Annotated in this window: 23 protein-coding genes and 2 pseudogenes; 13 read left to right on the forward strand and 12 right to left on the reverse strand. The window is 70.6% G+C overall.

Features of this window, described 5'->3' with window-relative positions:
* The 3 genes and pseudogenes from A5659_RS00005 to A5659_RS00015 form a co-directional block, all read right to left on the reverse strand.
* A pseudogene (locus A5659_RS00005) lies at nt 1-370 on the reverse strand (hypothetical protein); the annotation flags it as partial.
* A 45-nt stretch (nt 371-415) separates the two neighbouring features.
* Nucleotides 416-1723, reverse strand: coding sequence for a primosomal protein (locus A5659_RS00010; protein WP_067178710.1), 1308 nt, complete (start codon nt 1721-1723; stop codon nt 416-418).
* Between the two features lie 25 nt (nt 1724-1748).
* Nucleotides 1749-2567: an alkaline phosphatase family protein gene (locus A5659_RS00015; RefSeq protein WP_067025728.1), complete on the reverse strand. Its 819-nt coding sequence runs from the start codon at nt 2565-2567 to the stop codon at nt 1749-1751.
* Nucleotides 2568-2731: 164 nt separating this feature from the next.
* Here A5659_RS00015 and upp point away from each other — a divergent pair, with 164 nt between their 5' ends.
* Nucleotides 2732-3466, forward strand: coding sequence for a uracil phosphoribosyltransferase (gene upp / locus A5659_RS26590; protein ID WP_082975856.1), 735 nt, complete (start codon nt 2732-2734; stop codon nt 3464-3466).
* Here the strand turns inward: upp and A5659_RS00025 are convergent.
* Nucleotides 3357-4937, reverse strand: a complete 1581-nt coding sequence (locus A5659_RS00025) for a phospho-sugar mutase (RefSeq protein WP_067178711.1) — start codon at nt 4935-4937, stop codon at nt 3357-3359. The two genes, upp and A5659_RS00025, sit on opposite strands and share 110 nt — an antisense overlap.
* 4 nt (nt 4938-4941) lie before the next feature.
* On the reverse strand, nt 4942-5757 hold the full coding sequence (locus tag A5659_RS00030) for a purine-nucleoside phosphorylase (RefSeq protein WP_066880138.1): 816 nt from the start codon (nt 5755-5757) through the stop codon (nt 4942-4944).
* 286 nt (nt 5758-6043) lie between these two features.
* Between A5659_RS00030 and A5659_RS00035 the strand changes: the two genes are divergently transcribed.
* The 3 genes from A5659_RS00035 to A5659_RS00045 are packed head-to-tail and all read left to right on the forward strand — an operon-like array spanning nt 6044 to nt 9071.
* Nucleotides 6044-6658: a cutinase family protein gene (locus A5659_RS00035; protein WP_197497854.1), complete on the forward strand. Its 615-nt coding sequence runs from the start codon at nt 6044-6046 to the stop codon at nt 6656-6658.
* A gap of 47 nt (nt 6659-6705) precedes the next feature.
* Nucleotides 6706-7896: a M20 family metallopeptidase gene (locus tag A5659_RS00040; RefSeq protein WP_067178712.1), complete on the forward strand. Its 1191-nt coding sequence runs from the start codon at nt 6706-6708 to the stop codon at nt 7894-7896.
* The gene (locus A5659_RS00045) at nt 7893-9071 is read left to right on the forward strand and encodes an amidohydrolase (RefSeq protein ID WP_066868952.1); all 1179 of its coding nucleotides are present in this window, start codon (nt 7893-7895) and stop codon (nt 9069-9071) included. The genes A5659_RS00040 and A5659_RS00045 overlap by 4 nt, the downstream gene beginning before the upstream one ends.
* 4 nt (nt 9072-9075) lie before the next feature.
* On the opposite strand, the gene A5659_RS00050 is transcribed toward A5659_RS00045, so the two are convergent.
* Together A5659_RS00050 and A5659_RS00055 are read right to left on the reverse strand one after the other, a co-directional pair.
* Complete coding sequence (locus tag A5659_RS00050) at nt 9076-9903, reverse strand: alpha/beta hydrolase (RefSeq protein ID WP_067025725.1); 828 nt, start codon at nt 9901-9903, stop codon at nt 9076-9078.
* A gap of 115 nt (nt 9904-10018) precedes the next feature.
* Nucleotides 10019-10498, reverse strand: coding sequence for a gamma-glutamylcyclotransferase (locus tag A5659_RS00055; protein ID WP_066868955.1), 480 nt, complete (start codon nt 10496-10498; stop codon nt 10019-10021).
* Between the two features lie 82 nt (nt 10499-10580).
* Here A5659_RS00055 and A5659_RS00060 point away from each other — a divergent pair, with 82 nt between their 5' ends.
* From A5659_RS00060 to A5659_RS00090, 7 genes are all read left to right on the forward strand, one after another.
* A complete protein-coding gene (locus tag A5659_RS00060; protein WP_067022322.1) occupies nt 10581-11996 on the forward strand; it encodes an NAD(P)H-quinone dehydrogenase in 1416 nt (471 codons plus the stop codon).
* Nucleotides 11997-12069: 73 nt separating this feature from the next.
* Nucleotides 12070-13812: a glycerol-3-phosphate dehydrogenase/oxidase gene (locus tag A5659_RS00065; protein ID WP_066859680.1), complete on the forward strand. Its 1743-nt coding sequence runs from the start codon at nt 12070-12072 to the stop codon at nt 13810-13812.
* Nucleotides 13809-14669: a pseudouridine synthase gene (locus A5659_RS00070; protein WP_067022324.1), complete on the forward strand. Its 861-nt coding sequence runs from the start codon at nt 13809-13811 to the stop codon at nt 14667-14669. The genes A5659_RS00065 and A5659_RS00070 overlap by 4 nt, the downstream gene beginning before the upstream one ends.
* Nucleotides 14670-14726: 57 nt before the next feature.
* A complete protein-coding gene (locus A5659_RS00075; RefSeq protein ID WP_067178717.1) occupies nt 14727-16244 on the forward strand; it encodes an HNH endonuclease signature motif containing protein in 1518 nt (505 codons plus the stop codon).
* 36 nt (nt 16245-16280) lie between these two features.
* Nucleotides 16281-17087 (forward strand): MBL fold metallo-hydrolase, encoded by an 807-nt coding sequence (locus tag A5659_RS00080; RefSeq protein WP_066868584.1) that lies wholly within the window; start codon nt 16281-16283, stop codon nt 17085-17087.
* A gap of 208 nt (nt 17088-17295) precedes the next feature.
* A complete protein-coding gene (locus tag A5659_RS00085; protein WP_067178713.1) occupies nt 17296-18444 on the forward strand; it encodes a PPE family protein in 1149 nt (382 codons plus the stop codon).
* Nucleotides 18445-18614: 170 nt separating this feature from the next.
* Complete coding sequence (locus tag A5659_RS00090; protein WP_066880124.1) at nt 18615-19763, forward strand: PPE family protein; 1149 nt, start codon at nt 18615-18617, stop codon at nt 19761-19763.
* Here the strand turns inward: A5659_RS00090 and A5659_RS00095 are convergent.
* Nucleotides 19694-20350 carry a DUF5994 family protein gene (locus A5659_RS00095; RefSeq protein WP_067022325.1) on the reverse strand — a complete coding sequence of 219 codons (657 nt, stop codon included), beginning with the start codon at nt 20348-20350 and terminating at the stop codon, nt 19694-19696. The two genes, A5659_RS00090 and A5659_RS00095, sit on opposite strands and share 70 nt — an antisense overlap.
* A 93-nt stretch (nt 20351-20443) precedes the next feature.
* On the opposite strand from A5659_RS00095, the gene A5659_RS00100 reads away from it, so the two are divergent.
* Nucleotides 20444-21442: a magnesium transporter CorA family protein gene (locus tag A5659_RS00100; protein WP_067178715.1), complete on the forward strand. Its 999-nt coding sequence runs from the start codon at nt 20444-20446 to the stop codon at nt 21440-21442.
* A gap of 10 nt (nt 21443-21452) precedes the next feature.
* Here the strand turns inward: A5659_RS00100 and A5659_RS00105 are convergent, their stop codons facing one another.
* Both A5659_RS00105 and A5659_RS00110 read right to left on the reverse strand, forming a co-directional pair.
* Complete coding sequence (locus A5659_RS00105; RefSeq protein ID WP_066868568.1) at nt 21453-21665, reverse strand: hypothetical protein; 213 nt, start codon at nt 21663-21665, stop codon at nt 21453-21455.
* Nucleotides 21666-21747: 82 nt separating this feature from the next.
* Nucleotides 21748-22113 (reverse strand): DUF732 domain-containing protein, encoded by a 366-nt coding sequence (locus A5659_RS00110; RefSeq protein WP_066868567.1) that lies wholly within the window; start codon nt 22111-22113, stop codon nt 21748-21750.
* A gap of 191 nt (nt 22114-22304) precedes the next feature.
* On the opposite strand from A5659_RS00110, the gene A5659_RS00115 reads away from it, so the two are divergent.
* The gene (locus A5659_RS00115; protein ID WP_067178716.1) at nt 22305-23222 is read left to right on the forward strand and encodes a PHB depolymerase family esterase; all 918 of its coding nucleotides are present in this window, start codon (nt 22305-22307) and stop codon (nt 23220-23222) included.
* 116 nt (nt 23223-23338) lie between these two features.
* On the opposite strand, the gene nei2 is transcribed toward A5659_RS00115, so the two are convergent.
* Entirely contained in the window at nt 23339-24094 is a 756-nt protein-coding gene (gene nei2, locus A5659_RS00120; RefSeq protein ID WP_066880118.1) for an endonuclease VIII Nei2, read from the reverse strand.
* Between the two features lies 1 nt (nt 24095).
* Nucleotides 24096-25000 (reverse strand): annotated as a pseudogene (locus A5659_RS00125) (ATP-dependent helicase); the annotation flags it as partial.

A 25000-nucleotide genomic window follows, 5' to 3' on the forward strand; every position in this document is an offset into this window, starting at 1 on the left:
CGGCGAACTGGGAGGCGGCCTGTTCGGCGGCCTTGAGCCGGTTGGGTTCGACGTCGGTCGCCCGCATGGACTGCGACATGTCGATCGCCAGCATGATGACGGCGCGATTGCGCGGGATGCGCATGTCGTGGGTGGGGGTGGCCAGCGCGATGGTCAACAGCGCCAGGCTCAGCAGCGACACGGCGATCGGCAGGTGCCGCCACGGCGACTGCGGCACCGGGGTGTCGGTGTAGCGGTGCAGCCGTTGGCGGCGCCGGGCCGCGACGTAAACGTAAACGGCCAGCAGGGCCAGCGGCACCAAGCCGAACAACAACAGGCCCGGACGCTGGAACCCGTAGAGGGGCAGCGGGCCGATACCGGGAAGCGACACGTCACCCAACCTTCCCGTCCAGCCCGCAACCGTCAAACGATGGGACTACTCGCGGCGCAGCCGTCCATCGACGAACTGCTCCAGTTTTTCCCACTCGCGGACCGCCGCGGCGTACGGCGGTGACGGCTTGGTGACCGAGTCGGGCTCGAGCACGGCTGCCACCAACTTGCCCAGCGGCCGGCTGGTCTCGAGCGCCTTGTCGACGGCGGAATCCTCGGAGTAGTCGCCGATGTCGCGCAGCACCTCGACGGCCAGCTCCAACTGCTCGCGATCCACCGCGTCCGGCCCGTCGGCCAGGTCATCGGCCAGCCCGCTGAGCACGTAGATGTTGTCCTCGGTGATCTCCACCTCCAGCGAGCCGTCGGTCGCGGCGGTGCGGATGTCGTCGTAGGTGCTCAGGTCGGCCAGGTCGTGGTCGTGCTCGTCGGCCAGGTAGCGGGCCAGCGCACGCTCGGAGGTGAAGACGCTGATGCGCCCGTTGCGGCCCAGGAAGATCGGCTGGTCGTCCAGGTAGCAGCGCAGCGTGTAGAAGGTGCCAGAACTCGTCATGATCCGGATCGGGTCGATCCCCACCTGCAGCCAGAAATCCTTGTCGCTGCCCAGCACCACGGTGTCGCCGGTCGCCCGCTCCTCGGTGTCCTCGGCCTCGTCCTCGTCGTCGTCCTCGGCCTCGTCGTCGGGATCCGCGGCTTCCTCGACGGCCTCATCGGCGGCGTCGGCGGCGTCGGTGTCCTCGTCGGCCTCGACCTCTTCGCGCTCTTCGGCGAGCTCGTCGGCGGCCTTCTCCGACAGCTTCTCGTCCACCTCGGGGGTGCTGACGATGCCGTCGATCGCGGCGAGCACGTCGTCCCAGCTGCGGCCGATGACCTCGGCGATCGTGTTCCAGCGTTTGGTGCCGGCCTTGCCGGTGAAGTGCTCGATGCCGCCGGAGACGGTGCCCAGGATGGGGTTGCCGTTGAAGAACTTCGACACCGCGGGCAGCTCGCACACCGAGCCGATGGACGACACGATGGCCAGCGTGCCGGCCAGCGCGGCCACCGACTCGTCGGTGGGCTTCTCCGCCACCAGCTCCTCGACGGCGATCAGGTCGAACTGCTTGTCCTCGGCGGGTTCGAAGGTGTGCGCGTGCGCCGAACGCAGCTCGTTCCACGACGGGTGGTCGGCCAGGTCGTTGTCGTCGTTCGAACGCACGAAGGCAACCAGGTCCGCGACGGAGGTGAACGCGAACAGGTCCTCGTCCTTGCCCAGGAACGCCTCCCACTCGTCGCCGGAGTCACGCCACCGGGGCGCCCACACGGTGTAGCGGTCACCATCGGACAGGCTCAGGCGGATGGGGACGAGGTCAGCAGCCATGCGGCACACAATAGCGACCTGATCTCTAGCCCCAGATATCGGTGATGGGCGCCGCGCTGGCGGCGTACCCCGTCTTGGGCAGTCCGTACATCTGCTCCACCGTGGACAGCACGTTGTAGTGGTTGATCTGTTCGCTGTAGCTGCCGGGCCGCACGTGCGCGCCGTAGAACACCGTCGGGATCTGGTTGCGGCTGCCGTTATCGTCCTCGTCGAACGTGACGATCAGCAGGCTGTTGTTGGCCGCCGCCCAGTTCGCATACCCGGACAGGTTGCGGTTCAGCCACGAATCGGCCTGCGCGATCGAGCCGTCGTGCATGTTGTCGTCGTTGTTGGGGATGACGAACGAGACGGTGGGCAGGCTGGCGTAGTTGCCCATCGGGAATGCGGAGAACGGCAGCGAGTTCGCCGCGGGCACGTTGGTGAAGTTGGCCCAGGGCACGTGCTTGCGCGCGTACTTGCCCGCGCTGCACACCGGCGAGCCGGCCGCGGGCAGGCCTTCGGCGAAGCCGACGAATGTGTAACCCGCCGCGAGCAATTCGGATCCCAAGTTGGGTGCGGCGCCGCCGTTGACCGGGCACAGGTCCTTGTTCACCCCGAAGGTGTTGCCGGCGAACAGCGCCAGATAATTCGGTTCGCTGGGGTGGGTTTCGGCGTACGACTGGGTCATGTTGGCGCCGGCCGCGGCCAGCGAGGTGATGAAGGGCGCCGACTTGTTGCCGATGATGCCGTTCTCGGAGCGGTTCTCCTCGACGACGATCACGATGTGTGCGGGTTGCGGAATGGCCGCTGCCGCAAGGCCTATGCGTGCGGTCAACGGGCTGGCCGCCAGCGCCAGCAACGCCACCGCGGCCAATGGCCGCAGGCCCCGGCACGCCCGGCCGATCAGCCTTCTCGGACTTCGAAATTCGCCCAGCACGCCCGGAGTATATGAACGGGCGCAGGCGTTTTCCTGCGACGTCCGCAGCGTGTCAGAAGGGCTTTGCCCGATCGTTATATACCCTCAACCCCATGGAAGTCTCCGTCATCGACCACCCGTTGGCCGCCGCCCGGCTGACGGTGCTGCGCGACGAACGCACCGATGCAGCCGGTTTCCGCGCCGCGCTGGGAGAGCTGACGCTGATGCTGGTCTACGAGGCCAGCCGGGACGCGCCGCGAAAGTCGGTGCGGATCCGGACCCCGGTGGCGTCGACCGTCGGGACGCGCTTGGTCAAGCCGCCGCTGCTGGTGCCGGTGCTGCGGGCCGGGCTGGGCATGGTCGACGCCGCGCACGCGGCGATACCGGAGGCCGAGGTGGGATTCGTCGGGGTCGCCCGCAACGAGCAAACCCACCTGCCGGTGCCCTATCTCGAGGCGCTGCCCGACAAGCTCGCGACCAGGCCGGTGATCGTCCTCGATCCGATGCTGGCCACCGGCGGGTCGATGGCGCACACCATCGGCCTGTTGCAGCGCCGCGGCGCAACGGATCTCACCGTGCTCTGTGTGGTGGCCGCCCCGGAAGGCCTTGCGGCGGTGGAGAAAGCGGCGCCCGATGCCCGGGTGTTCACCGCCGCGGTCGACAAGGGGCTGAACAAGTCGGCCTATATCGTGCCCGGCCTCGGCGACGCCGGTGACCGCCAGTTCGGGCCCAACCTGTTCACCAGCTCTGCACCGCAGCGACCAGCCGCTCGCGCAGGGCGCGGGCGCGCCGCCGCGAAGCGCTCAGGTCGTCGTCGACCGCGCAGCGAATCTCCAAGTAGCACTTGAGTTTCGGCTCCGTCCCTGACGGGCGCACCACCAGCCTGATCGACGTGCCGTCGTCGCCGGCGGTAAAGATCAGCGCGTCGGTGATGTCGGTGAGCTGCGCGGGGTACCCGGCCAGCGTCGCCGGTGGGGCGGCCCGCCAGCGCCGCATCAGTTCGGCCGCCTCGGCGGCGTCGGCGACGCGGCGCGACACCGCGGCGACGTCGTGCACGCCGTACCGGCGGGCCAGCTCGTCGAGTAGGTTGCCGACGGTCCGGCCCCGTTGGCCGGCCGCGGCCACCAGGTCGCACACCAGCACCGCGGCGCTGATGCCGTCCTTGTCGCGCACGGATGCGGGATCGACGCAGTGCCCGATCGCTTCCTCGTAGGCGTATACCAGCGTGCCGCCGGGCACATCGGCGTCGGCGCGGGCCAGCCACTTGAAACCGGTGCGGGTTTCGACGTGGACCGCGCCGTGGTGCGCCGCGATCGCCGACAGCATCCGCGACGACACCAGCGTGCTGGCCACCACCGGTGTCGGCGTGTTGGTCGTGGACAGGATGTAATCGCCCAGCAGCCAACCGGTTTCGTCGCCGGACAGCATCCGCCACCCCTGTGTGTCGGGGATGCCGACGGCGCATCGGTCGGCGTCGGGGTCCAGCGCGATCGCCACGTCGGCGTCGACGTCGGCGGCCAGCGCCAGCAGCGCGTCGGTGGCGCCGGGCTCCTCGGGGTTGGGGAACGCGACCGTCGGGAAATCCGGGTCGGGGGCGAATTGCGTTCCGACGGAATGCACTTCGGTGAACCCCGCGCGCCCCAACGCCTCGACGGCGACCGCGCCGCCCACCCCGTGCAGGGGGGTCAGCGCCACCCGCACCGAACCGCTCCCGCGCCGCAACCCGGCCGCCCGCTCGAGGTAGCGCCGCACCAGATCCGTCCGCGCGGGTTCGACCGGGACCCGGCCGATCTGATCGGCCGGCGGGGCGGCGGCCATGGCGGCCTCGATCTCGCGGTCGGTGGGGGAGACGATCTGGATGCCGCCGTCGAGGTAGACCTTGTAGCCGTTGTCGCCCGGCGGATTGTGCGATGCGGTGATCTGGACCCCGGCCGCCGCACCGGTGTGACGCACCGCGAACGCCACCACCGGAGTGGGCATCGGGCCGGGCAGGAGGTATACCGAAAAGCCTTGAGCCGCAAGCACTTCTGCGGTGGTGGTGGCGAACACCGCCGACCCGTGCCGGGCGTCGCGTCCCACGATCACCGACGAGCCGCGCAGGCCGCGCCCGATCAGTACCTGCGCAAGAGCCCAGCTGGCCCGGGACACCACGGCGACGTTCATGGCGTCGGGTCCGCCGCGCACCGGGCCGCGCAGGCCGGCAGTGCCGAACGTCAGCGGGTGGGCGAACCGCGCGGCGAGTTCGTCCGGGCCGCAGGCGGCGAGTTCGGCGGCCGTGCGCGGGTCGGGATCGTGGGCGATCCACTCCTCGGGCGTCATCGCCCTAGAACCGGGGCAGCTGGGCGAGGATCAGGGCCAGCAGCGCCCCCATTCGGGTTGCCGCCGCGGCTCCGGCGGCCAGCACCTCGGCGTGGCTGAGCGGTTCGCCACTGAGCCCGGCGGCCAGGTTGGTCACCAGCGACACCCCGAGCACCTCGGCGCCGGCCGCCCGGGCGGCGATCGTCTCGTGCACCGTGGACATGCCGACCAGGTCGGCCCCGAGCGTCCGCAGCATCCGGATCTCGGCGGGCGTCTCGTAGTGCGGCCCTGGCAGCCCGGCGTAGACGCCTTCGGTCAGCGTGGGGTCGGCCTGGCGGGCGAGTTCGCGCAGCCGCGGCGAGTAGGCGTCGGTGAGGTCCACGAACTGCGGGCCGACCAGCGGCGAACGGGCGGTCAGGTTCAGATGGTCGCTGATCAGCACGGGTTCGCCGACGGTCATGTCCTGGCGCAGCCCGCCCGCCGCGTTGGTGAGCACGACGGCGCGCACCCCGGCCGCGCAGGCCGCCCGCACCGAGTGCACGACGTGACACAGGTCGTGGCCCTCGTAGGCGTGGATCCGCCCGACCAGCACCAGCACCCGGTGGGCACCGATGCGCATCGACAACAGCTCGCCGGTGTGCCCGACCGCCGTGGGTGGCCGGAAACCGGGCACCTCGGCCTGGGGCAGCACGGCGGTGGGCGTACCCAGCGCCGCGACGGCCGGTGGCCAGCCCGATCCGAGCACGATGGCGACGTCGTGCTCGGCGATTCCGGTGCGTTCGGCGATGACCTCGGCCGCCCGGGCCGCGAGCTCGCCTGGGTCGGACGGGGTTTGGGTCACAGCGGGAGCCTAGCCCGGCGACGGCGAGCGCCGATGGCGGCGCGAGTGAGGAGCCGGGCGATCGAGCCTAGCCCGGCGACGGCGAGCGCCGATGGCGGCGCGAGTGAGGAGCCGGGCGATCGAGCCTAGCCCGGCGACGGCGAGCGCCGATGGCGGCGCGAGTGAGGAGCCGGGCGATCGGCCCAGCGGTGGGGAGCTGTCGCCGGTATATGCCAGGATTTGCCGTATGAATCTTCGTAAGTGGCCGGTGGTTGGCCCGGTCATGGGAGCGGCCGTCGCTGTTGTGCTGTCGGTGGTTTCGATCACACTCGGCCCGGCGCCGTCGGCCAGGGCGGACTGCCCGAACGTACAACTCATCTTCATCCGGGGTACCGCCGAGCCGCCCGGCCTGGGGGCCGTCGGCGACGCGCTGTTCGCCGCGCTGCAACCCGCGCTGGGGTCGCGCAGCGTCGATTCCTACGCGGTGAACTACCCGGCCAGCTACAACTTCCTGACCACCGCCGACGGCGCCAACGACGCGCGCGACCACATCGCCCAGATGGTCGACCAGTGCCCGTCGACGCGGCTGGTGCTCGGCGGCTTCTCGCAGGGCGCCGCCGCGGTGTCGATGCTCGCGGGCGTGCCGCCGGTCGGCGAGCGGATCGGCAACTTCGGATCGGCGCCGGCGCTGGATCCCGCGCTCGCCGGCAAGATCCGGGCCGTCGCGGTGTTCGGCAACCCCGGCAACCGCTTCAACACGCCGCTGTCGTCGACGGGTGCCTTCGCCGGCCGCGCCATCGACCTGTGCAGCGACGGCGACCCGGTCTGCGTCGTCGGCGGTCGCGACCGGGATGCCCACCACGTCTACGAGGACCCGCCGTATCCCGGTCAGGCGGCCGGATTCATCGCCGGGCTGGTGTAGCTTTGCGGCCCTCCGGGCCGCCGACCGGTGAGTGACATACTGCGAGAGTGCCCACAACCCCGTTAGACAGTGTTGAGGCTGTGGTGCGGCGACGTGGTGCCGACCTGGTCGAGTTGTCCCATGCCATCCACGCCGAGCCCGAGCTGGCCTTCGCCGAGCATCGCAGCTGCGCCAAGGCGCAGGCGCTGGTCGCCGAGCGCGGCTTCGAGATCACCGCGGCCGCCGGCGGGCTGGACACCGCCTTTCGCGCCGACTTCGGCAGCGGGCCGCTGACCATCGGCGTCTGCGCCGAATACGACGCGCTGCCCGAGATCGGTCACGCCTGCGGCCACAACATCATCGCGGCGTCGGCGGTGGGCACGGCGCTGGCACTGGCCGACGTGGCCGACGAGCTCGGGCTGCGGGTGTCGCTGCTGGGGACGCCGGCCGAGGAGGCCGGCGGCGGCAAGGCGCTGCTGCTCGACGCCGGGGTGTTCGACGACATCGCCGCGGCGGTCATGCTGCATCCGGGGCCGGTCGACATCGCGGCGGCCCGCTCGCTGGCCCTGTCCGAGGCGACGGTGAACTACCGCGGCAAGGAATCGCACGCCGCCGTGGCGCCGCAGCTGGGCGTCAACGCCGTCGACGCGGTGACCGTCGCGCAGGTGGCCATCGGCCTGCTGCGCCAGCAATTGGCGCCGGGGCAGCTGGTGCACGGCATCGTCACCAACGGCGGGCAGGCCGTCAACGTGATCCCCGGCCGCGCGGCGGTTCAGTACGCGATGCGCGCGGTGGAATCCGATTCGCTGCGTGAGCTGGAGGGCCGGGTGTACGCCTGCTTCGCCGCGGGCGCACTGGCCACCGGCTGCGAATACGAGATCGACAATCCCGCACCCGCCTACGACGCGCTGCGGCCCGACGAGTGGTTGGCCGACGTCTTCCGCGAGGAGATGTGTCGGCTGGGCCGCGAGCCGGTCGCCCGCGAGTACGAGTCCGCGCTGCCCATGGGCAGCACCGACATGGGCAACGTGACGCAGGTGCTGCCGGGGATCCACCCGATCGTCGGGGTCGACGCCGGCGGCGCGATGGTGCACCAGCGCGCCTTCGCCGACGCCGCCGCCGGCCCCAGCGCCGACCGCGCGGTCGTCGAGGGCGCGATCATGTTGGCGCGCACGGTTGTTCAGCTGGCCCAGACGCCCGCCCAGCGCGACCGGGTGATGGACGCGCGGGAGCGCCGGCGGTCCGGGGCGCGATCATGAGCCTGGTCGACGCCGCCGATTCGTGGCTGGCCGCCCACCACCAAGACCTGGTCGACTGGCGCCGGCACATTCACCGCTATCCCGAGCTGGGCCGCCAGGAGTACGCCACCACCCAGTTCGTCGCCGAGCGGCTGGCCGAGGCCGGCCTCAACCCCAAGGTGCTGCCCGGCGGGACGGGGCTGGTGTGCGACCTCGGGCCCGAACACGAGCCCCGGATCGCGTTGCGGGCCGACATGGACGCCCTGCCGATGGCCGAGCGCACCGACGCCCCCTACGCCTCCACCATGCCCAACGTGGCGCACGCCTGCGGTCACGACGCGCACACCGCGATCCTGCTGGGCACCGCCCTGGTGCTGGCGTCGGTGCCCGAGCTGCCGGTCGGGGTGCGGCTGATCTTCCAGGCCGCCGAGGAGCTGATGCCCGGCGGGGCGATTGACGCCATCGCGGCCGGCGCCATCACCGGGGTGTCGCGGATCTTCGCCCTGCACTGCGACCCGCGGCTGGAGGTTGGCAAGGTCGCGGTCCGGCACGGCCCCATCACCTCGGCGGCCGACCAGATCGAGATCACGCTGTATTCGCCCGGCGGGCACACGTCGCGCCCGCACCTGACGGCCGACCTGGTCTACGGGCTCGGCACGCTGATCACCGGGCTGCCCGGGGTGTTGTCGCGGCGCATCGACCCGCGCAACGGAACCGTGCTGGTGTGGGGCGCGGTCAACGCCGGGGTGGCCGCCAACGCCATCCCGCAGAGCGGCGTGCTGGCGGGCACCGTGCGCACCGCCAGCCGGCAGACCTGGGTGGGCCTGGAGGAGATCATCCGCGAGACGGTGTCCGGGCTGCTGGCGCCGCTGGCTATCGAACACACGCTGCAATACCGGCGCGGCGTGCCGCCGGTGGTCAATGAGGACCTCTCGACGCGCATCCTCACCCACGCGATCGAGGCCGTCGGCCCCGACGCGCTGGCCGACACCCGTCAGTCCGGGGGTGGCGAGGACTTCTCCTGGTACCTCGAGGAGATCCCCGGTGCGATGGCGCGCCTCGGCGTGTGGCCGGGGGTGGGGCCGCAGCTCGACCTGCACCAGCCGACGTTCAACCTCGACGAGCGGGCCCTGCCGATCGGGGTGCGCGTGATGACCAACATCGTCGAGCAGTCGGCCGCGTTCGAGCGGTCCTAGGCGCCTACGAGGGCCGCGCACCGGTGGCGCGGACGACGTGTTCGGCGATGCGGGCGTACGTCCGCATCGTGACGTCGCCGGCGCCGCTCATGATGTTGTAGCCGTGGTCGACGCCGGCCACCTCGTGGTACTCCGCCAACGCCCCGACGGCCCGGAGTTTCTCCGCGTACCTGCGGGCCTCGTCGCGCAGCCGGTCGTGCTCGGCGGTCACCACCAGCGCGGGCGCTATGCCGGCGAGGTCGTCGGCGTTGCCGTCCCAGGCGGGCGACGCCAGCCGGTCGCGCCGGTGCGCCGGATCGGGAATGTAGGCGGTGTCGAAGACCTCGCTCATCCACGGCTTCATGATCGCCCGGTTGCCGATCGCCGAGGGCTTGTCGCGGCTGGGCGTGACCAGGTCCAGCGGCGGGTAGTGCAGCACCTGCAGCGCGATGTCGGGGCCACCGTTTTCCAGCGCGAGGCGGGCCGCCGCGGCGGACAGGTTGCCGCCCGCGCTTTGGCCGCCGACGCACAGCCGGGTGCCGTCCCAGTCGCGCTCGGCGCCGGCCGCCCAGCACACGATGTCATAGATCTGATGCACCGCGGCGGGGAAGCGGCGCCGCGGCGCCAGCGCGTAGTCGGGGTTGATCACCAGCACGCCCGCGTTGGCGGCCAGGTAGCGGCACCATGGATCGTCCTGCTCGGGGTGTCCGACCACGAAGCCGCCGCCGTGCACGTTGACGTAGACGGGCGGGTTCGTCGCCGCGGGCGGGTAATAGACGGTCGCGGACACGGTGCCCTCGCGGGTGGGGATCGCGACCTCACCGGTGCGGGCGGCGAACTCCGGGAAGCGCACGGCGGGCTTGGGAGCCGGGTTGATGGCGGCCGCGAACGCGCGCGCCACCGCGTCGGCGATCAGCGGTACGGACAGGATTGACAGCCGAATGTCCTTCGCGTTCGGGGCGCCTCGATCAGGCGCTGGTGCCGGGACCGATGTTTCGGGCCGGGCGGGTGCGCAGCCAGTGTACGTAATCGCTTGGCGCTCCGGCGATTTCGGCGGCGTCGGCCATCACCCCCAGGTACCGGGCCGACGGCATGCCGCCTTCCCAGGCGTCCAGCACATACAGCCACGCCAACACCGGGTCGGTGTCGGTGTCCGACGAGATCCGCTCCACCCGGCACCGGATCTTCTTGTGCACGCCGAACTCCGAGCCCTCCCAGCGGTCCAGGTTGTTCTCGTCCGCCGGAGTCATGTCGTAGAGGACGACGAACACCTTGGACCCCGGGTCCTCGACGACGCTGGCCAGCGCGCCCTCCCAGCCGATGTCCTCGCCACCGAAGGTCAGTCTCCACCCGTGCAGCCAGCCGGTTCCGGCCATCGGCGAATGGGGCGCGCGTTTCTGCATCTGCTCGGGATCCATGTTGGACCCGTACGCGGCGTAGAGCGGCACGGGGAAAGCTTAGACGTCCGACGCTGGCCGGTCTTCCCCCGAGCATTCGCGGGGTCCCCGCCGCTTCGTTAGGTTGGGGGCTGTGGTGACCCGCATCGTGATCCTCGGTGGCGGCCCGGCCGGCTACGAGGCCGCGCTGGTGGCCGCCACCTCACACCCCGACACGACCCGCGTCACGGTGATCGACTCCGACGGCATCGGCGGCGCGGCGGTGCTCGACGACTGCGTGCCGTCCAAGACGTTCATCGCCTCCACCTGGCTGCGCACCGAGTTGCGCCGGGCGCCGCGGCTGGGATTCGAGATCGACATCGACGACGCCAAGATCTCGCTGCCGCAGATCCATGCCCGGGTCAAGCAACTCGCCACCGAGCAGTCGGCCGACATCACCGATCAGCTGCTCGGGATGGGCGTGCACGTGGTGGCCGGCCGCGGCGAGCTGATCGACCCCAACCCAGGCCTGGCCTGCCACCGCGTCAAAGCCACCGCCCGCGACGGCGCCACCAGCGAGTACGAGGCCGACGTGGTGCTGATCGCCACCGGCGCCAGCCCGCGGGTGCTGCCGTCGGCGCCGCCGGACGGCGAGCGGATCCTGACCTGGCGCCAGCTCTACGACCTCAAGGCGCTGCCCGAGCACCTGATCGTGGTCGGGTCCGGGGTCACCGGCGCCGAATTCGTGCACGCCTACACGGAATTGGGCGTGCCGGTGACCGTGGTCGCCAGCCGCGACCGGGTGCTGCCCTACGAGGACGCCGACGCCGCCCTGGTCCTGGAGGAGGCGTTCTCCGAGCGCGGCGTCGAGTTGGTCAAAAACGCCCGCGCGCAATCGGTCACCCGCACCGAGGACGGCGTGCTGGTCACCCTGGCCGACGGGCGCACGGTCGAGGGCAGCCACGCGCTGATGACCATCGGGTCGGTCCCCAACACCGGCGGCCTGGGCCTGGACCGGGTCGGCATCGAGCTGGGCCGCGGGGGCTACCTGACGGTGGACCGGGTGTCGCGGACCTCGGTGGCCGGCATCTACGCGGCCGGCGACTGCACCGGGCTGCTGCCACTGGCCTCGGTCGCCGCCATGCAGGGCCGGATCGCGATGTATCACGCGCTGGGCGAGGGCGTCAGCCCGATCCGGCTGCGGACCGTGGCGGCGACGGTGTTCACCAGGCCCGAGATCGCCGCCGTCGGGGTGCCCCAGACCATGATCGACGACGGTTCGGTGCCCGCCCGCACCGTCATGCTCCCGTTGCGAACCAACGCGCGCGCCAAGATGTCCGGCCTGCGACAGGGTTTCGTCAAACTCTTCTGCCGCCAGGCCACCGGCGTGGTGATCGGCGGCGTGGTGGTGGCACCGATCGCCTCCGAGCTGATCCTGCCGATCGCCGTCGCGGTGACCAACCGCATCACCGTCAACGAGCTGGCGCAGACGCTGGCGGTCTACCCCTCGTTGTCCGGCTCGATCACCGAGGCCGCGCGGCGGCTGATGGCGCACGACGACCTGGACTAGCGGTTAGCCTTGGTGCAGCACGTCCTACTGACCGGTAACCGAGGAGGAGTTTCCCCAGTGAGGAGTCCTGGTCGTGACTGATCCCACCCAGCGCAGCTCCCCGGTATCCGTGCTGGGACCGCGGCAGCGCCAGGAGGCCTGGCAGCGGTTGGGCGCCGAGCAGTTCGACGTGGTGGTGATCGGCGGCGGCGTGGTGGGGTCGGGCTGCGCGCTGGACGCCGCGACCCGCGGGCTCAAGGTGGCGCTGGTGGAAGCGCGCGACTTCGCCTCGGGCACCTCGAGCCGCTCGTCGAAGATGTTCCACGGCGGCCTGCGCTACCTCGAACAGCTGGAGTTCGGGCTGGTCCGCGAGGCGCTCTACGAGCGCGAGTTGTCGCTGACCACGCTGGCGCCGCATCTGGTCAAGCCGATGCCGTTTCTGTTCCCGCTGACCAATCGCATGTGGGAGCGCCCCTACATCGCCGCCGGGATCTTTCTGTACGACCGGCTCGGCGGCGCGAAATCCGTTCCGGCGCAAAAACATTTGACCCGTGCCGGCGCGCTGCGGTTGAGCCCCGGGCTGAAGCGCAGCTCGCTGATCGGTGGAATCCGTTACTACGACACGGTTGTCGACGACGCCCGGCACACCATGACCGTCGCACGCACCGCCGCCCATTACGGTGTGGTGGTGCGCACCTCCACCCAGGTGGTCGCCATGCTGCGCGAGGGCGATCGGGTGACCGGCGTGCGGGTGCGCGACTCCGAGGACGGCGCGATCACCGAGGTCCGCGGGCACGTGGTGGTCAACGCGACCGGCGTGTGGACCGACGAGATCCAGGCATTGTCCAAGCAGCGCGGGCGATTTCAGGTCCGGGCGTCCAAGGGCGTGCACGTGGTGGTGCCGCGCGACCGCATCGTCAGCGACGTCGCGATCATCCTGCGCACCGAGAAGTCGGTGATGTTCGTCATCCCGTGGGGCAGCCACTGGATCATCGGGACCACCGACACCGACTGGAATCTCGACCTGGCCCACCCCGCGGCCACCAAGGCCGACATCGACTACATCTTGGAGACCGTCAACACGGTGCTGGCCATCCCGCTCACCCACGCCGACATCGACGGGGTGTACGCGGGACTGCGCCCGCTGCTGGCCGGGGAGAGCGAGGAGACCTCCAAGCTGTCCCGGGAGCACGCCGTGGCGGTGCCCGCGCCGGGTCTGGTCGCGATCGCCGGGGGCAAGTACACCACCTATCGGGTGATGGCCGCCGACGCGATTGACGCTGCGGCCCAATTCATTCCGGCCCGGGTGGCGCCGTCGATCACCGAGAAGGTCAGCCTGCTCGGCGCCGACGGCTATTTCGCGCTGATCAACCAGGCCGAGCACGTCGCCGAGTTGCAGGGTCTGCATCCCTACCGGGTGCGTCATCTGCTGGACCGCTACGGCTCGCTGATCGGCGACGTGCTGGCGCTGGCGGCCGACAGGCCCGACCTGCTCAACCCGATCAAGGAGGCCCCGGGCTACCTGCGGGTGGAGGCGCTGTATGCCGTAACCGCCGAGGGCGCATTGCATTTGGAGGACATCCTGGCCCGCCGGATGCGCATCTCCATCGAATACTCGCACCGCGGCGTCGACTGCGCCCGCGAGGTCGCCGACGTGGTCGCGCCGGTGCTGGGCTGGTCGGCCGAGGACATCGAGCGTGAGGTCGCGAACTACACCGCCCGGGTGGAGGCCGAGATCCTGTCCCAGGCCCAGCCCGACGACGTGTCCGCCGACGAATTGCGGGCCAGCGCCCCCGAGGCGCGCGCCGAGATCCTCGAGCCGGTCCCGCTCAGTTGAGGCCAGCGCCGCTTCCGGTCCGCGATGGCTTGGGCCCCGCGCGGGTGCGGCTGCGGGGCGGGCAGGTACTGGCCGAACTGACCGCCCGGTTCGGTGCGCGGGCCCGCGCCAAGGTGCTGGCCGGCGAGGTCGTCGCCGCCGATGGCGCGGTAATCGACTGTGCCACAGTGCTTCCCGCCGGTGCGAGCGTCTACCTGTATCGCGAGCTGCCCGACGAGGTGCCCGTCCCGTTCGACATCCCAATACTGCATCGCGACGCCGACATCGTGGTCGTCGACAAGCCGCACTTTCTGGCCACCATGCCGCGCGGGCGCCACGTCGCGCAGACCGCGCTGGTTCGGCTCAGGCGCGAGCTCGGGCTGCCCGAGCTGAGCCCGGCGCACCGGCTCGACCGGCTGACCGCCGGGGTGTTGCTGTTCACCGCGCGGCGCGAGGTGCGCGGCGCCTACCAGACGCTGTTCTCCCGCGGCCTGGTGAGCAAGACCTATCTGGCCCGGGCCGCCGTCGATCCGGAGCTGGAGCTGCCGCGCGTGGTGACGAGCCGAATCATCAAGCGCCGCGGGCACTTACAGGCGTTCTGCGAGCCGGGCGCGCCCAATGCCGAGACGCGGGTGGAGCTGCTATCGCCGGACGGGCTGTACCGGCTGACGCCGCGCACCGGGCGCACCCACCAGCTGCGCGTGCACATGGCCTCGCTGGGCATCCCGATCGACGGGGATCCGTTGTATCCCGACGTGGTCGATGTAGCGTCCGACGACTTCAGCACGCCGCTGCGGCTGCTGGCGCAACGGATCGAGTTCACCGATCCGCTCACCGGTGTGCGACGCGAGTTCGTCAGCCGTCGCGCGGAGCCCTAGCCGTTCTTTTCGCCGGGGTGCTCACGCGTGTCGGTGGCCAATGGCATGATCGAATGTATGTTCGAAGATGTCACCGCGCGGTTCGATGAGCAGTTCGAGCGGCATTATCCGTCGACCACGCCGGTGTCGACGGGGTTGCTGGAGCGGATCGGTGCGGTGGCGCGGGCGGAGAATCGGGCGGCGGCCGCGCAGTTGGTGGCGATTGGTGAGTTGTTCGCCTATCGGTTGTCGCGGTGTGCCGAGACCGAGGAGTGGGCGGTGGACACCGAGGCGGCGGTGGGTGCGGAGGTGGCCGCCGAGCTGCGGATCAGCCAGGGGTTGGCCGCCAGCCGGGTGCGGTACGCGCGGGCGATGCGGGAACGGTTGCCGAAGGTGGGTGCGGTGTTCAAGTCCGGGGATATCGACTTTCGGATGTTCGCCACCTTGGTGTTTCGTACGGACCTGATCACCGATCCTGAGGTGTTGGGCGCCGTGGACGCGGAGTTGGCGGCCACCGTGACCAGGTGGCCGTCGATGAGCCAGGGCCGGTTGGCGGTGCAGGTGGACAAGGTGGTGGCTCGCGCTGATGTGGATGCGGTGCGGCGGCGCAAGGAGCGCGCGGCCGGGCGTGAGGTGTGGGTCGCCGACATGGGGGAGGGGTTGGCGCATCTGGAGGGCACCCTGCTCGCCCCGGACGCCCATGCGCTGGACCGGCGCCTGAACGCGTTGGCGGCCACGGTGTGTGAGCACGACCCGCGCACCCGCGAGCAGCGCCGCGCCGATGCGCTGGGCGCGTTGGCGGGCGGGGCGGACCGGCTGGGCTGTCGCTGCGGGCGCGCCGACTGTGTGGCCGGCAAACGGCCCGCGGGCCCGGTGGTGATTCATGTGGTCGCCGAGCGGGCCGCCCTGGATGGTTGCGGCTTGGCGCCGGCCTGCGAGCTGGGCGCCGAGGGCCTGATCTCACCGGAGCTGCTCGCCGAGCTGGCCGGCTCGGCCACGCTGGTGCCGCTGGTTCATCCCGGTGGTGCGCCGCCGGAGCCCGGTTATGTGCCGTCCAAGGCGCTGGCCGATTTCGTGCGGTGCCGGGACTTGACGTGTCGCTGGCCCGGCTGTGATCAGCCCGCCGTGAACTGCGACCTCGACCATACGATCCCCTACGCCGACGGCGGTCCGACGCACGCCTCGAACCTCAAGGCGCTGTGCCGCACCCATCATTTGGTGAAAACCTTCTGGGGCTGGCAGGAACAGCAGCTGCCCGACGGCACCCTGATCCTGACCTCACCGGCCGGACGCACCCATGTCACCACGCCGGGCAGCGCGCTGCTGTTCCCCCAACTCTGCGCGCCCACCGGCGCGATATCGGCCACCGAAGCCGACCCGCCCCGCGACTACTGCGCCGAGCGCACGGCGATGATGCCCAAACGCCGCCGCACCCGCGCCCAGGAGCGCGCCGCGCGCGTGGCCACCGAACGCCGGCACAACCGCGACAGCCGGCTGGCCCGGCGGGCCCAAACCCCGACCATGCCCGAAGGAGCGACCGGGTCCGAAAGTTACGGGCCCGCTCCGCCGGGCGCCGACGACCCGCCGCCCTTCTAGCGGCATGGACGGCGCGGGACGGGGTAGCCAGCGGCTATGGACATCACCGTCACGTATGTCGGCAACGCCACCACCCTCATCTCGGCGGGTGGGCTGACGCTGCTGACCGATCCCAACTTTCTGCACCGGGGGCAACGCGCCTACCTTGGCCACGGGCTGGTGTCCAAGCGGCTCAAGGAGCCGGCGTTGCGCATCGACGAGCTCCCGCCGATCGACGCGATCGTGCTGTCACACATGCACGGCGATCACTGGGACAGGGTGTCGCAGCGGGGCCTCGACCACGGTTTGCCCGTCGTCACCACCCCGCACGCCGCCCAACGGCTGCACAGGCGCGGGTTCGCCCAGGCGCGCGGCCTGCGGACCTGGCAGCAGCACACGATGACCAAAGGCGGCACCACGCTGACCCTCACGTCGCTGCCCGGGCGTCACGCGCCGGGATGGAGCCAGCGCCTACTCCCGCCGGTGATGGGCACCATGGTGGAGTTCGGGGAAGGCCCTGCAGCGCCCCGCCGCCGGCTCTACATCTCCGGGGACACCCTGCTGATCGAGGAGCTCAAGGAGATCCCCGCCCGGTTCGACCCGATCGACGCGGGCATGCTGCACCTCGGCGGCACCCGGCTGCCGGCCGGCGGGCGGCTGCCGTTCGGGCTGACCGTGACCATGGACGGCCGCCAGGGCGCCGAGCTCGTCGCGATGCTGGCCCTACCGAAGGCCATCCCGGTGCACTTCGACGATTACGGCGTCTTCGCGTCGCCGCTGGCCGACTTCACCCGCGAGATGCAGCACCGCGGCTTGGGGGACCGGATCGTCGCGGTGAACCGCGGCGCCTCGGTGACCGTGTAAGGAGGCGGCCGTTTTCGAGTAGTGCCCCTGGCCAGCAAATGTCAAATCGCCCTCAGCTTTGGGTATAGGGTGTCCTAACACCGGGCAGTCGAACTGGGAGGTACCGACCGCAGGTGACGGGCTTCGACGTGCAGAGTTTCAGGGTTCTTCGCGGCCCGGTCAACGCAAATTTGCTGAGGTGTTCTCAGCGTGGGCATTGTGAGACGTGATGGATCTTTTTGCACCCCCCGAGGTCACCTCGACGCTCATCCACACCGGGCCGGGCGCGGGCTCGCTGATCGAGGCCGCCGGAGCGTGGCAACGTGTGGCCGTCGAGCTGGAGAATTCGGTCTCCACCTATGCCTCGACGCTGTCGTCGCTGATCGAGTCCTGGGACGGGCCGTCGGCGACGGCGATGCTGCAGTCCGTCCAGCCCTACCTGCTCTGGCTGCGCGAGACCGCGCAGCAATCCGCGCAGCTGGCCACCTCGGCCGAGGCCGCCGCGTCGGCGTTCACCGCCGCCCGCGCGTCGATAGTGCCTCCGGCGGTGGTCACCGCTAACCGGACACGACTGGCGCAGCTGCTGGCCACCAACCGGTTCGGCACCAACACGGCCGCCATCGCCGAGACCGAGAACGAATACCAGACCATGTGGGCGAACAACTCGGCGGCGATGAGCCGCTACCAGGCGTCGTCCTCGCAGGCGACCACGCAGCTGTCGAAGTTCAGTTCGCCCCTTCCCGACACCAGCCCGGACGGCACCGCCAACCAAGAGGAAGCGGTGACCCAAGCCCAGCTCTTGGACGCCGGCAACGTGAGCCAAAGCCTGTTGGGCGCGGACTCGTCGCTCGGCGGCATCTTCGGCAGCGACGGCGACCCGAACAGCGGGTGGTTCGGCTACTGGAGCACCTGGGGCAACCAGTTCATCTCGTCCGGCTTCCCCATCAACATGCTCAGCTACCTGGCGCAGAACTCGTCGGCCAGCGCGCTGCAGAGCGTGGGCGGCGACATCGGCACCGGCCTGTCCGAGGGCCTGGGCGCGGCGACCGCGAGCCTGTCCAGCGCCGTCAAGGACGTCGGCGCGGGAATGGCGCCGACCGGCGCGATGGGCGTCGGGGTGTCGCTGGGCAAGCTGACCGCGCCCCCCGCCGTGGTGGGGCTGTTGCCGGGGACCCAGACCGGGGTGCAGCTCGCGTCCGCGGCCTCGCCGCTGCCCGCGGCGGAATCCGGATTCCCGCTGATGCCGATGATGGTGCCGCCGACGGCGGCCTCGGCGGGCACCGGCTGGCGAAAACGCAAACAGCAGAAGTACGAGGACATTGCCCTCGGCCAGGAGGTCAAAGGCAAAGTGATGCCTCGAAACCCATCGGCGGGATGACCCTGACGATGGCGCCCCGCGACTGCGGACGCCGTACACCGCCACCGGGCAGGTCAACGGCGACCAGCAGCAGGACGCCACGGTATCCCGCCGTCACCCACTCTGCGATTACCGGACGGGCCGACGCAGCGCGTTCGCCCCAACCACGTTCTTCCCCAAGGTAAAGGTTCATGGATTTCGGGATACTGCCGCCGGAGGTCACTTCGGCGCTGATCCACTCTGGACCCGGTGCTTGGTCATGGATCGAAGCCGCCGCCGTCTGGCAGGAGCTCAGCGCCGAGCTCGAGCAATCCGCCACCAGCTACACCGCGGAGTTGTCGGAGCTGATGACGACGTGGCACGGCCCGTCCGCCCTGGCGATGGCCCAAGCGCTCGAACCCTACCTCGACTGGTTGCGTGTCACCGCCCAGCAATGCCAGCAGGTCGCCACCTCGGTGCAGGTGATGACCACGGCGTTCGAGTTGACGCACTGGACGGTGGTGCATCCCTCGCTGGTCGCCGCCAACCGGGCGCGGCTGGCAATGTTGTTGGCCACCAACTTCTTCGGGGTCAACTACCCGGCCATCGCCGAAACCGAGGCCGAATATCAGGCCATGTGGGTGAACAACTCGGCAGCGATGATCCGCTACGCCGCCACCTCGGCGAGCGCCGTGCAGCCGCCGACCTTCACACCGCCGCCGCCGGTCACCAATCCGGCGGGCGTGACGATCCAAACCACGCTGGTGCCCGCCACGACGACGACCGACTCCGGGATCATGACGGCCGCCGACATCTCCGGGGCCAGCGAAGACCTCGCGGCCTCCAGCGCCTTCGGCCTGGACCCGGACTCGGGCTGGTTCAGGTACTTCAGCGTGTGGGGATGGCAGTTCATCGCGAGCGGTTTCCCGGTCAACCTGCTCGCCTACCTCGCCCAGGTCAACACCGCCCAGGCGCTGCAGGGCGGCGTCGCCGCCGACGTCTTCGGCGGCCTGTCCGAGGCAACGGCCGACTTGTCTGCGGCCGACGCGAGCCTGGTCAGTGCCGTCGGATCGTCGATGGCGCCGCGCGCGACGCTGGGCATCGGCATCTCGCTCGGCAACCTGACCATGCCGCCCGCGACGGTGGGCATGCTGGGGTCTTCGGCGCCGGTGCAACTGGTGTCGGCGGCCTCCCCGCTGCCGGCCGGGCCGGGTCAGACGCCCATGCTCCCGATGGCCCCGATGCGCCCGGCCCGCGGCGCGGCGAGCGGCCGGCGGCGCAAGGGACGCGACTACGACGATATCGAGTACGGCGCCGAGCTTCCGGGCACCGTGATGCACAGGCCGCCGTCGGCCGGATAGCGCCGGCTGCGCGACTCCATCATGCGGTTGCGGACGATGTGCTCGACCAGGATGGGGACGAAGGTCTGCACCGGTGCGTCGATGAACCGTTGCGCCGTCTCGTCGCACCAGCGCCTGATCTGAGCGGTGCGCCGTTCGTCGCCGAGCCCCTCGTGGCGGGCCAGCTTCTCGGCCACGTCCCCCACCGACCGGCCCACCGCGGCCGGGACGCGCCTCGACACCGCGGCGGCGGGCGCGCGCACCGCGTCGAGTTCCCGGCGGGCGGCGTCCTCCTCGGTGTCCGGCCGGATGACATGCAGCGTGATGTGGCGGCCGCTGTCGCCCATCACGATGACGCTGGTCGGCTCGTCACTGGTGAAGCCCAGCAATTCGATTGCGTGCCCGTCGATTTGCGCCAGCGCCGGCGTGTCGTGCCAGCCGTTGCGGTGATACCCCACCATGACGATCCGCCCCAGCCGGTCGGACAGCGAGGCCGCCAGGCCCGGCAGCTCGTCGACCAGGGTCGTCGACCGCGGCCACCAGGCGCCGTCGACGTGCTCGGACACAGCCCGATAAGGCTTGAGTTGCAACCGGTTTGATCGCTCCATTGCACAAGATCAGCACGGCCAGTCGGCGGCCGCGGCGCGGGTGAGTGGCTGGCGGGTTTACCGATCGTGAACAACGGTTGAGAAGATGTCGGGGTGCAGATCGCTTCGAATGTTGTCGGCCAGGTGTGGCGCGGCGACAAGGCGCAGGACGGCTTCGAGTTCGACAAGATCTCGGACTACCTCACCGAACCCGACACCCTGGTGTGGGCCGACCTGTGCGAACCGGACCACGACACCCTGTGCGGGCTGGCCGACGAACTCGGGCTGAACCACTGGGCGGTCGAGGACGCGGTCGCCGCGGCCGAGCGGGTCAAGGTCACCGCCTACGAAAGCCACACCTTCTTCACGGTCTACGCCGTCGACGTCGCAACCGCTTCCGTCGATACGCCTGAGCGGATGCTGTCGATGCAACGCATCTCGGGATTCGTGCTGCCGCAGGGGCTGATCACCGTGCGGCTGACGCCCGACTTCGACATGGCCCAGGTGACCCGCCGGTGGCAGGAGATCGGCGGCCAACGCTACGGCGTCGGCGCGTTGGTGCACGGGCTGCTCGACGTGGTGGTCGACAGCCACTTCACGGCGGTCGAAGCCCTGGACGACTGCATCGAGGCCATCGAGGACGAACTGTTCGACGGCAGACCCCGCAAGGGCGTCTTCCAGCGCCGCACGTTCCGGCTGCGCAGGGACCTGGTGAACCTGCGGCGGGTGGCCCTGCCGATGCGCGAGGTCGTCAATGCCATACAGCACCACCGCATTTCGGACGGCTCCGATCGGCAGCTGGACCCGCTGTACGCCGACCTGTACGACCACGTGCTGCGGGTCTCGGAATGGACGGAGTCGTTGCGCGACATGGTCACCACCATTTTCGAGACCAATCTGTCGCTACAGGACGCCCGATTGAACACGGTCATGAAGAAGCTGACGGGATGGGCGGCCATCATCGCCGTGCCGACGGCCATCACCGGCTTCTACGGACAGAACGTGCCCTACCCCGGCTTCGGCACCCATGCCGGATTCGCGGCCAGCACCGGCGTGATACTCGTTTTGATGGTGGTGCTCTACGTGATGTTCAAGCGGCGCGATTGGCTGTAGGAAACCGGGGCTACTCCACCACGGACGGCGCCGAAATGCCTTGGTGCAGGCCCTGATTGATGTTGTCCCGCAGGGCCGGGCTGCCCGGCGGATCCGAATCCTGGCAGGCGCAACTGAGATGGCTGAAGGGGTTGGGGTCGATGGCCGCCGAGGCCGTGGCCCACCCGGATGCGCCGAGCGCGATTGCAACGCCCGCCACACCGAGCAAAAGTTTGGGAATCATGTTCGGCCCTGAGCTTCTTCGTTTTGCGATACCTGAAATTTTTTCGCGGTTGCATCACGAACCTGTCAACCGGCGGTAAATTTCAGGATCCGGAAGAAGCGGCCGAATCCGCGTACTTGGGGCAATACGCCTTGATGCTGACCCCGACGAAATAGCCGGCGTGGTAGCTGTCCAGGGTGCTGCTGGACAACACGTTGTTGGCGACCTGTTCCGGTGTCTGGCCCATGTCGAGTTCGTGGCACACGGTGTGCCCGGAGTTGACCGCGGTGTCGGGCGACTCGTAGTTGATGCCCTTGGCTTTCAGCGCGGCCAGAAATGCGTCATCGGCAGACGTGGCGTTCGCGGTCGTGGATGCGGCCAGCACGCCGAGCAGCCCGGCCACCGGCGCGACGCCGATCGCCAGGATCGAGCGCGCCCGGACGGGCTTGCGTATCTGGGTGGTCGTCATTTCTGATACTCCCGTGGAACAGAAGTGCCGTCGCTTGCTGAAGGCGGGGCTAGTTCGAATGCTTGCATGTCGCGGTGCCGCCGGGTGCGGGATCGCCGATAATGCGGTGTGTGCCACACAAGGGTTTGCTCCCGCGTCGGACGCGCGTTACCGGCGAGCCCGCGCCGGCGCGCTGCCGGTGATCTGACGACATGGCATACGGGCGGTGGCTGTGGCTCGCTGTGGTGGCGATATGCGTGGCCGGCTGCGGCGTGCGGCACGTGTCGGCGGCGAGCGCTCGAGACATTCCGGGCACCTTTCGATCCGGCGGCATGGACCGAACCTACATGTTGCACGTGCCGGCGGGCGACCCCGTCGGGCTGGTGCTCAGTTTGCACGGCGGCGGTGGTAGCGGGATCTCGCAGCGCGCCCTGACGGGCTTCGACACCGTTGCTGACGCCCACAACCTGCTGGTGGTTTACCCCGACGGTTACGACAAGAGCTGGGCCGACGGGCGCGGCGCCTCGCCCGCCGATCGCCACCACATCAACGATGTGGCATTTCTGGTCGGGCTGGTGACCAAGGTGCAGCACGACTACGGCGTCGCGCCCGGGCACGTGTTCGTCACCGGGATGTCCAACGGCGGCTTCATGAGCAACCGGCTGGCGTGCGACCGGGCCGACGTCTTCGCCGCGGTCGCCCCGGTGGCCGGCACCCTGGGCGTCGGAGTGGCTTGCAACCCGTCACAGCCGGTGGCGGTCTGGGAGGCCCACGGCACGGCCGACCCGCTGGTGCCCTTCAAGGGTGGGGCGGTGCGCGGGCGCGGCGGGCTGAGCCATTCCATCTCGGCGGACACCATGGTGGACAAGTGGCGTTCGGCCGACGGCTGCCAGGGCGATCCGGCCATGGAGGCGCTGCCCGATGTCCGCGACGGCACCGTCGTGCACCGCTACGAGTCCACCGGGTGCGCGGCCAACACCGAGGTGGTGTTCTACAAGATCGACCGCGGCGGGCACACCTGGCCGGGCGGCAAGCAGTACCTGCCGACGGCCGTCATCGGCCCCACCACCCGCGCGCTGGACGGGTCCGAGGCCATCGCCCAGTTCTTCCTCGCGCACGCCCGCGATTAGCGGCGATCGCAAGCGCGGCGAAGCCGGGCGCCGGGGGTCGCCGCCATCGGGACTAGCGGCGATTGCAAGCGCGACGAAGCCGGGCGCCGGGGGTCGCCGCCATCGCGACTAGCGCCTCAGCGCTGGCACGACGGGCACCAGTAGGTCACCCGTTCCGTCGCGTCGTCGAACTCGACCGCGGTGCCGCAGCGGCGGCAGGGCTGGCCCGATCGCCCGTAGACCCACAGCTGCCGGCCCGCCCGGGTGTCGCCTGTGGTGCACCGGTTCCAGCGGAACCTGTTGAGCCACAACATGTCCCGGGCGCGCGAGACCAGCCGGCGGGGATCGGCGATGTCACGCACCGGCGCGGTGGGCAGATGCCCGGTGAGGAAACACAATTCGTTGCTGTACACGTTGCCGACCCCGGCCAGCACCCGCTGGTCCAGCAGCGCCTCGGCGATCGGCCGGTCCGGGTCGGCGGTCAGATTGGCCGCGGCCAGGGCCGGGTCCCAATCTTCGCCCAGCAGGTCGGGGCCCAGGTGCGCGACGGCGTCGCCGTCGCGGTCGCGTTCCAGGACCTCCAGCACCCCCAGGTCGACGCCGACCGCCCGGGCGGTGGCGGTTTCCAGGATGATGCGCGCCCGGTGGTCGACGCGCTGCGCGCGCTTGCCGACCCGCCAGCTGCCGTCCATTTTCAGGTGCGAGTGAATGCTGGCCGGCCCCACCCGGATGAACAGGTGCTTGCCGCGGCTGAGCACCTCGTCGACCACCTGCCCGGTGAGATCGACGGTGGCGAACCGCGGCACCCGGATGTCGCAGCGGGTCAGCGTGCCGCCGACCAAATGCTCGCGCAGCACGGCGGCGGTGTGCCAGACGGTGTCACCCTCGGGCATGTCAGCGCAGCCGCATCCCGCGCGGCGTGCGGGCGAATCCGGCGTCGGACAGGGCGTCGGCCGGGCCGGGCCCGCCCGCGTTTGGCTGCAATGCCGGCGCCCCGTCGATGCGTTCGACCAGGATCGACGCGACGCGGCGGGAGGCGACCAGGTCGGCCAGCGCGGTGGCCGCGGCGTGCTGGGCGGCCGGGTCGTCGGTGAAGGTGAGCAGCGACCGGCCGCCGCGCTCGAGGAACCAGGCCAGCTCGCCGTCGACCAGCACCACCAGCGCGCCGGCCTTGCGGCCCGGGCGGGCCCCCTCGCCGCGGGCGCCCGGCCACGGCAGCGCGGCGCCGTAGGGGTTGGCCGGGTCCGCGGCGGCCAGCGCGACCGCCCGGTACTCGGGCCGTTCCGGGTCGACCCCGTCGGAGTAGGCGCGCAGCCGGTCGACGGTCGACGCGACCGCGAACTGCGCCCCGCCCAGCGACTCGATGAAGTAGCCGCGCTGGCAGCGGCCCGCGTCCTCGAAGGTGCTCAGCACCTTGTACAGCGTGGCGAACCCGCCGGGCACGCCCTCGGCGGCCACCGCGCCGCGGGTCAGCACGCCGTGGCGGCCCAGCAGGAGCTCGGCCTGGTAATGGGCGCGCAGCGTGGAGTCCGGCTCCGGGGCCGGCAGGATCGACCACCGGCCGGCCACGGTCGGGTCGGCGGGCCGGGAGTGGGGATGCGCGACGCTGTAGCGGCTCAGCCGCGGCGGCCGGTGCGACCGGTGCGCGGGTGCCGAGCGCTTGCGGCTTCCGGTGCCACCGAGCAGGGCGCGCACCGGGGCGAACGTGTCGCCGGTGATCCAGCCGGCCCAGATCAGTTCCCACAACGCGGCTTTGAGCTCGGACTCGCCGAACCCGCTCTGGGTGAGCTGGCGGAAGA

The organism is Mycobacterium sp. 1165196.3, from assembly GCF_001673415.1.
GTDB lineage: Bacteria > Actinomycetota > Actinomycetes > Mycobacteriales > Mycobacteriaceae > Mycobacterium > Mycobacterium europaeum_A.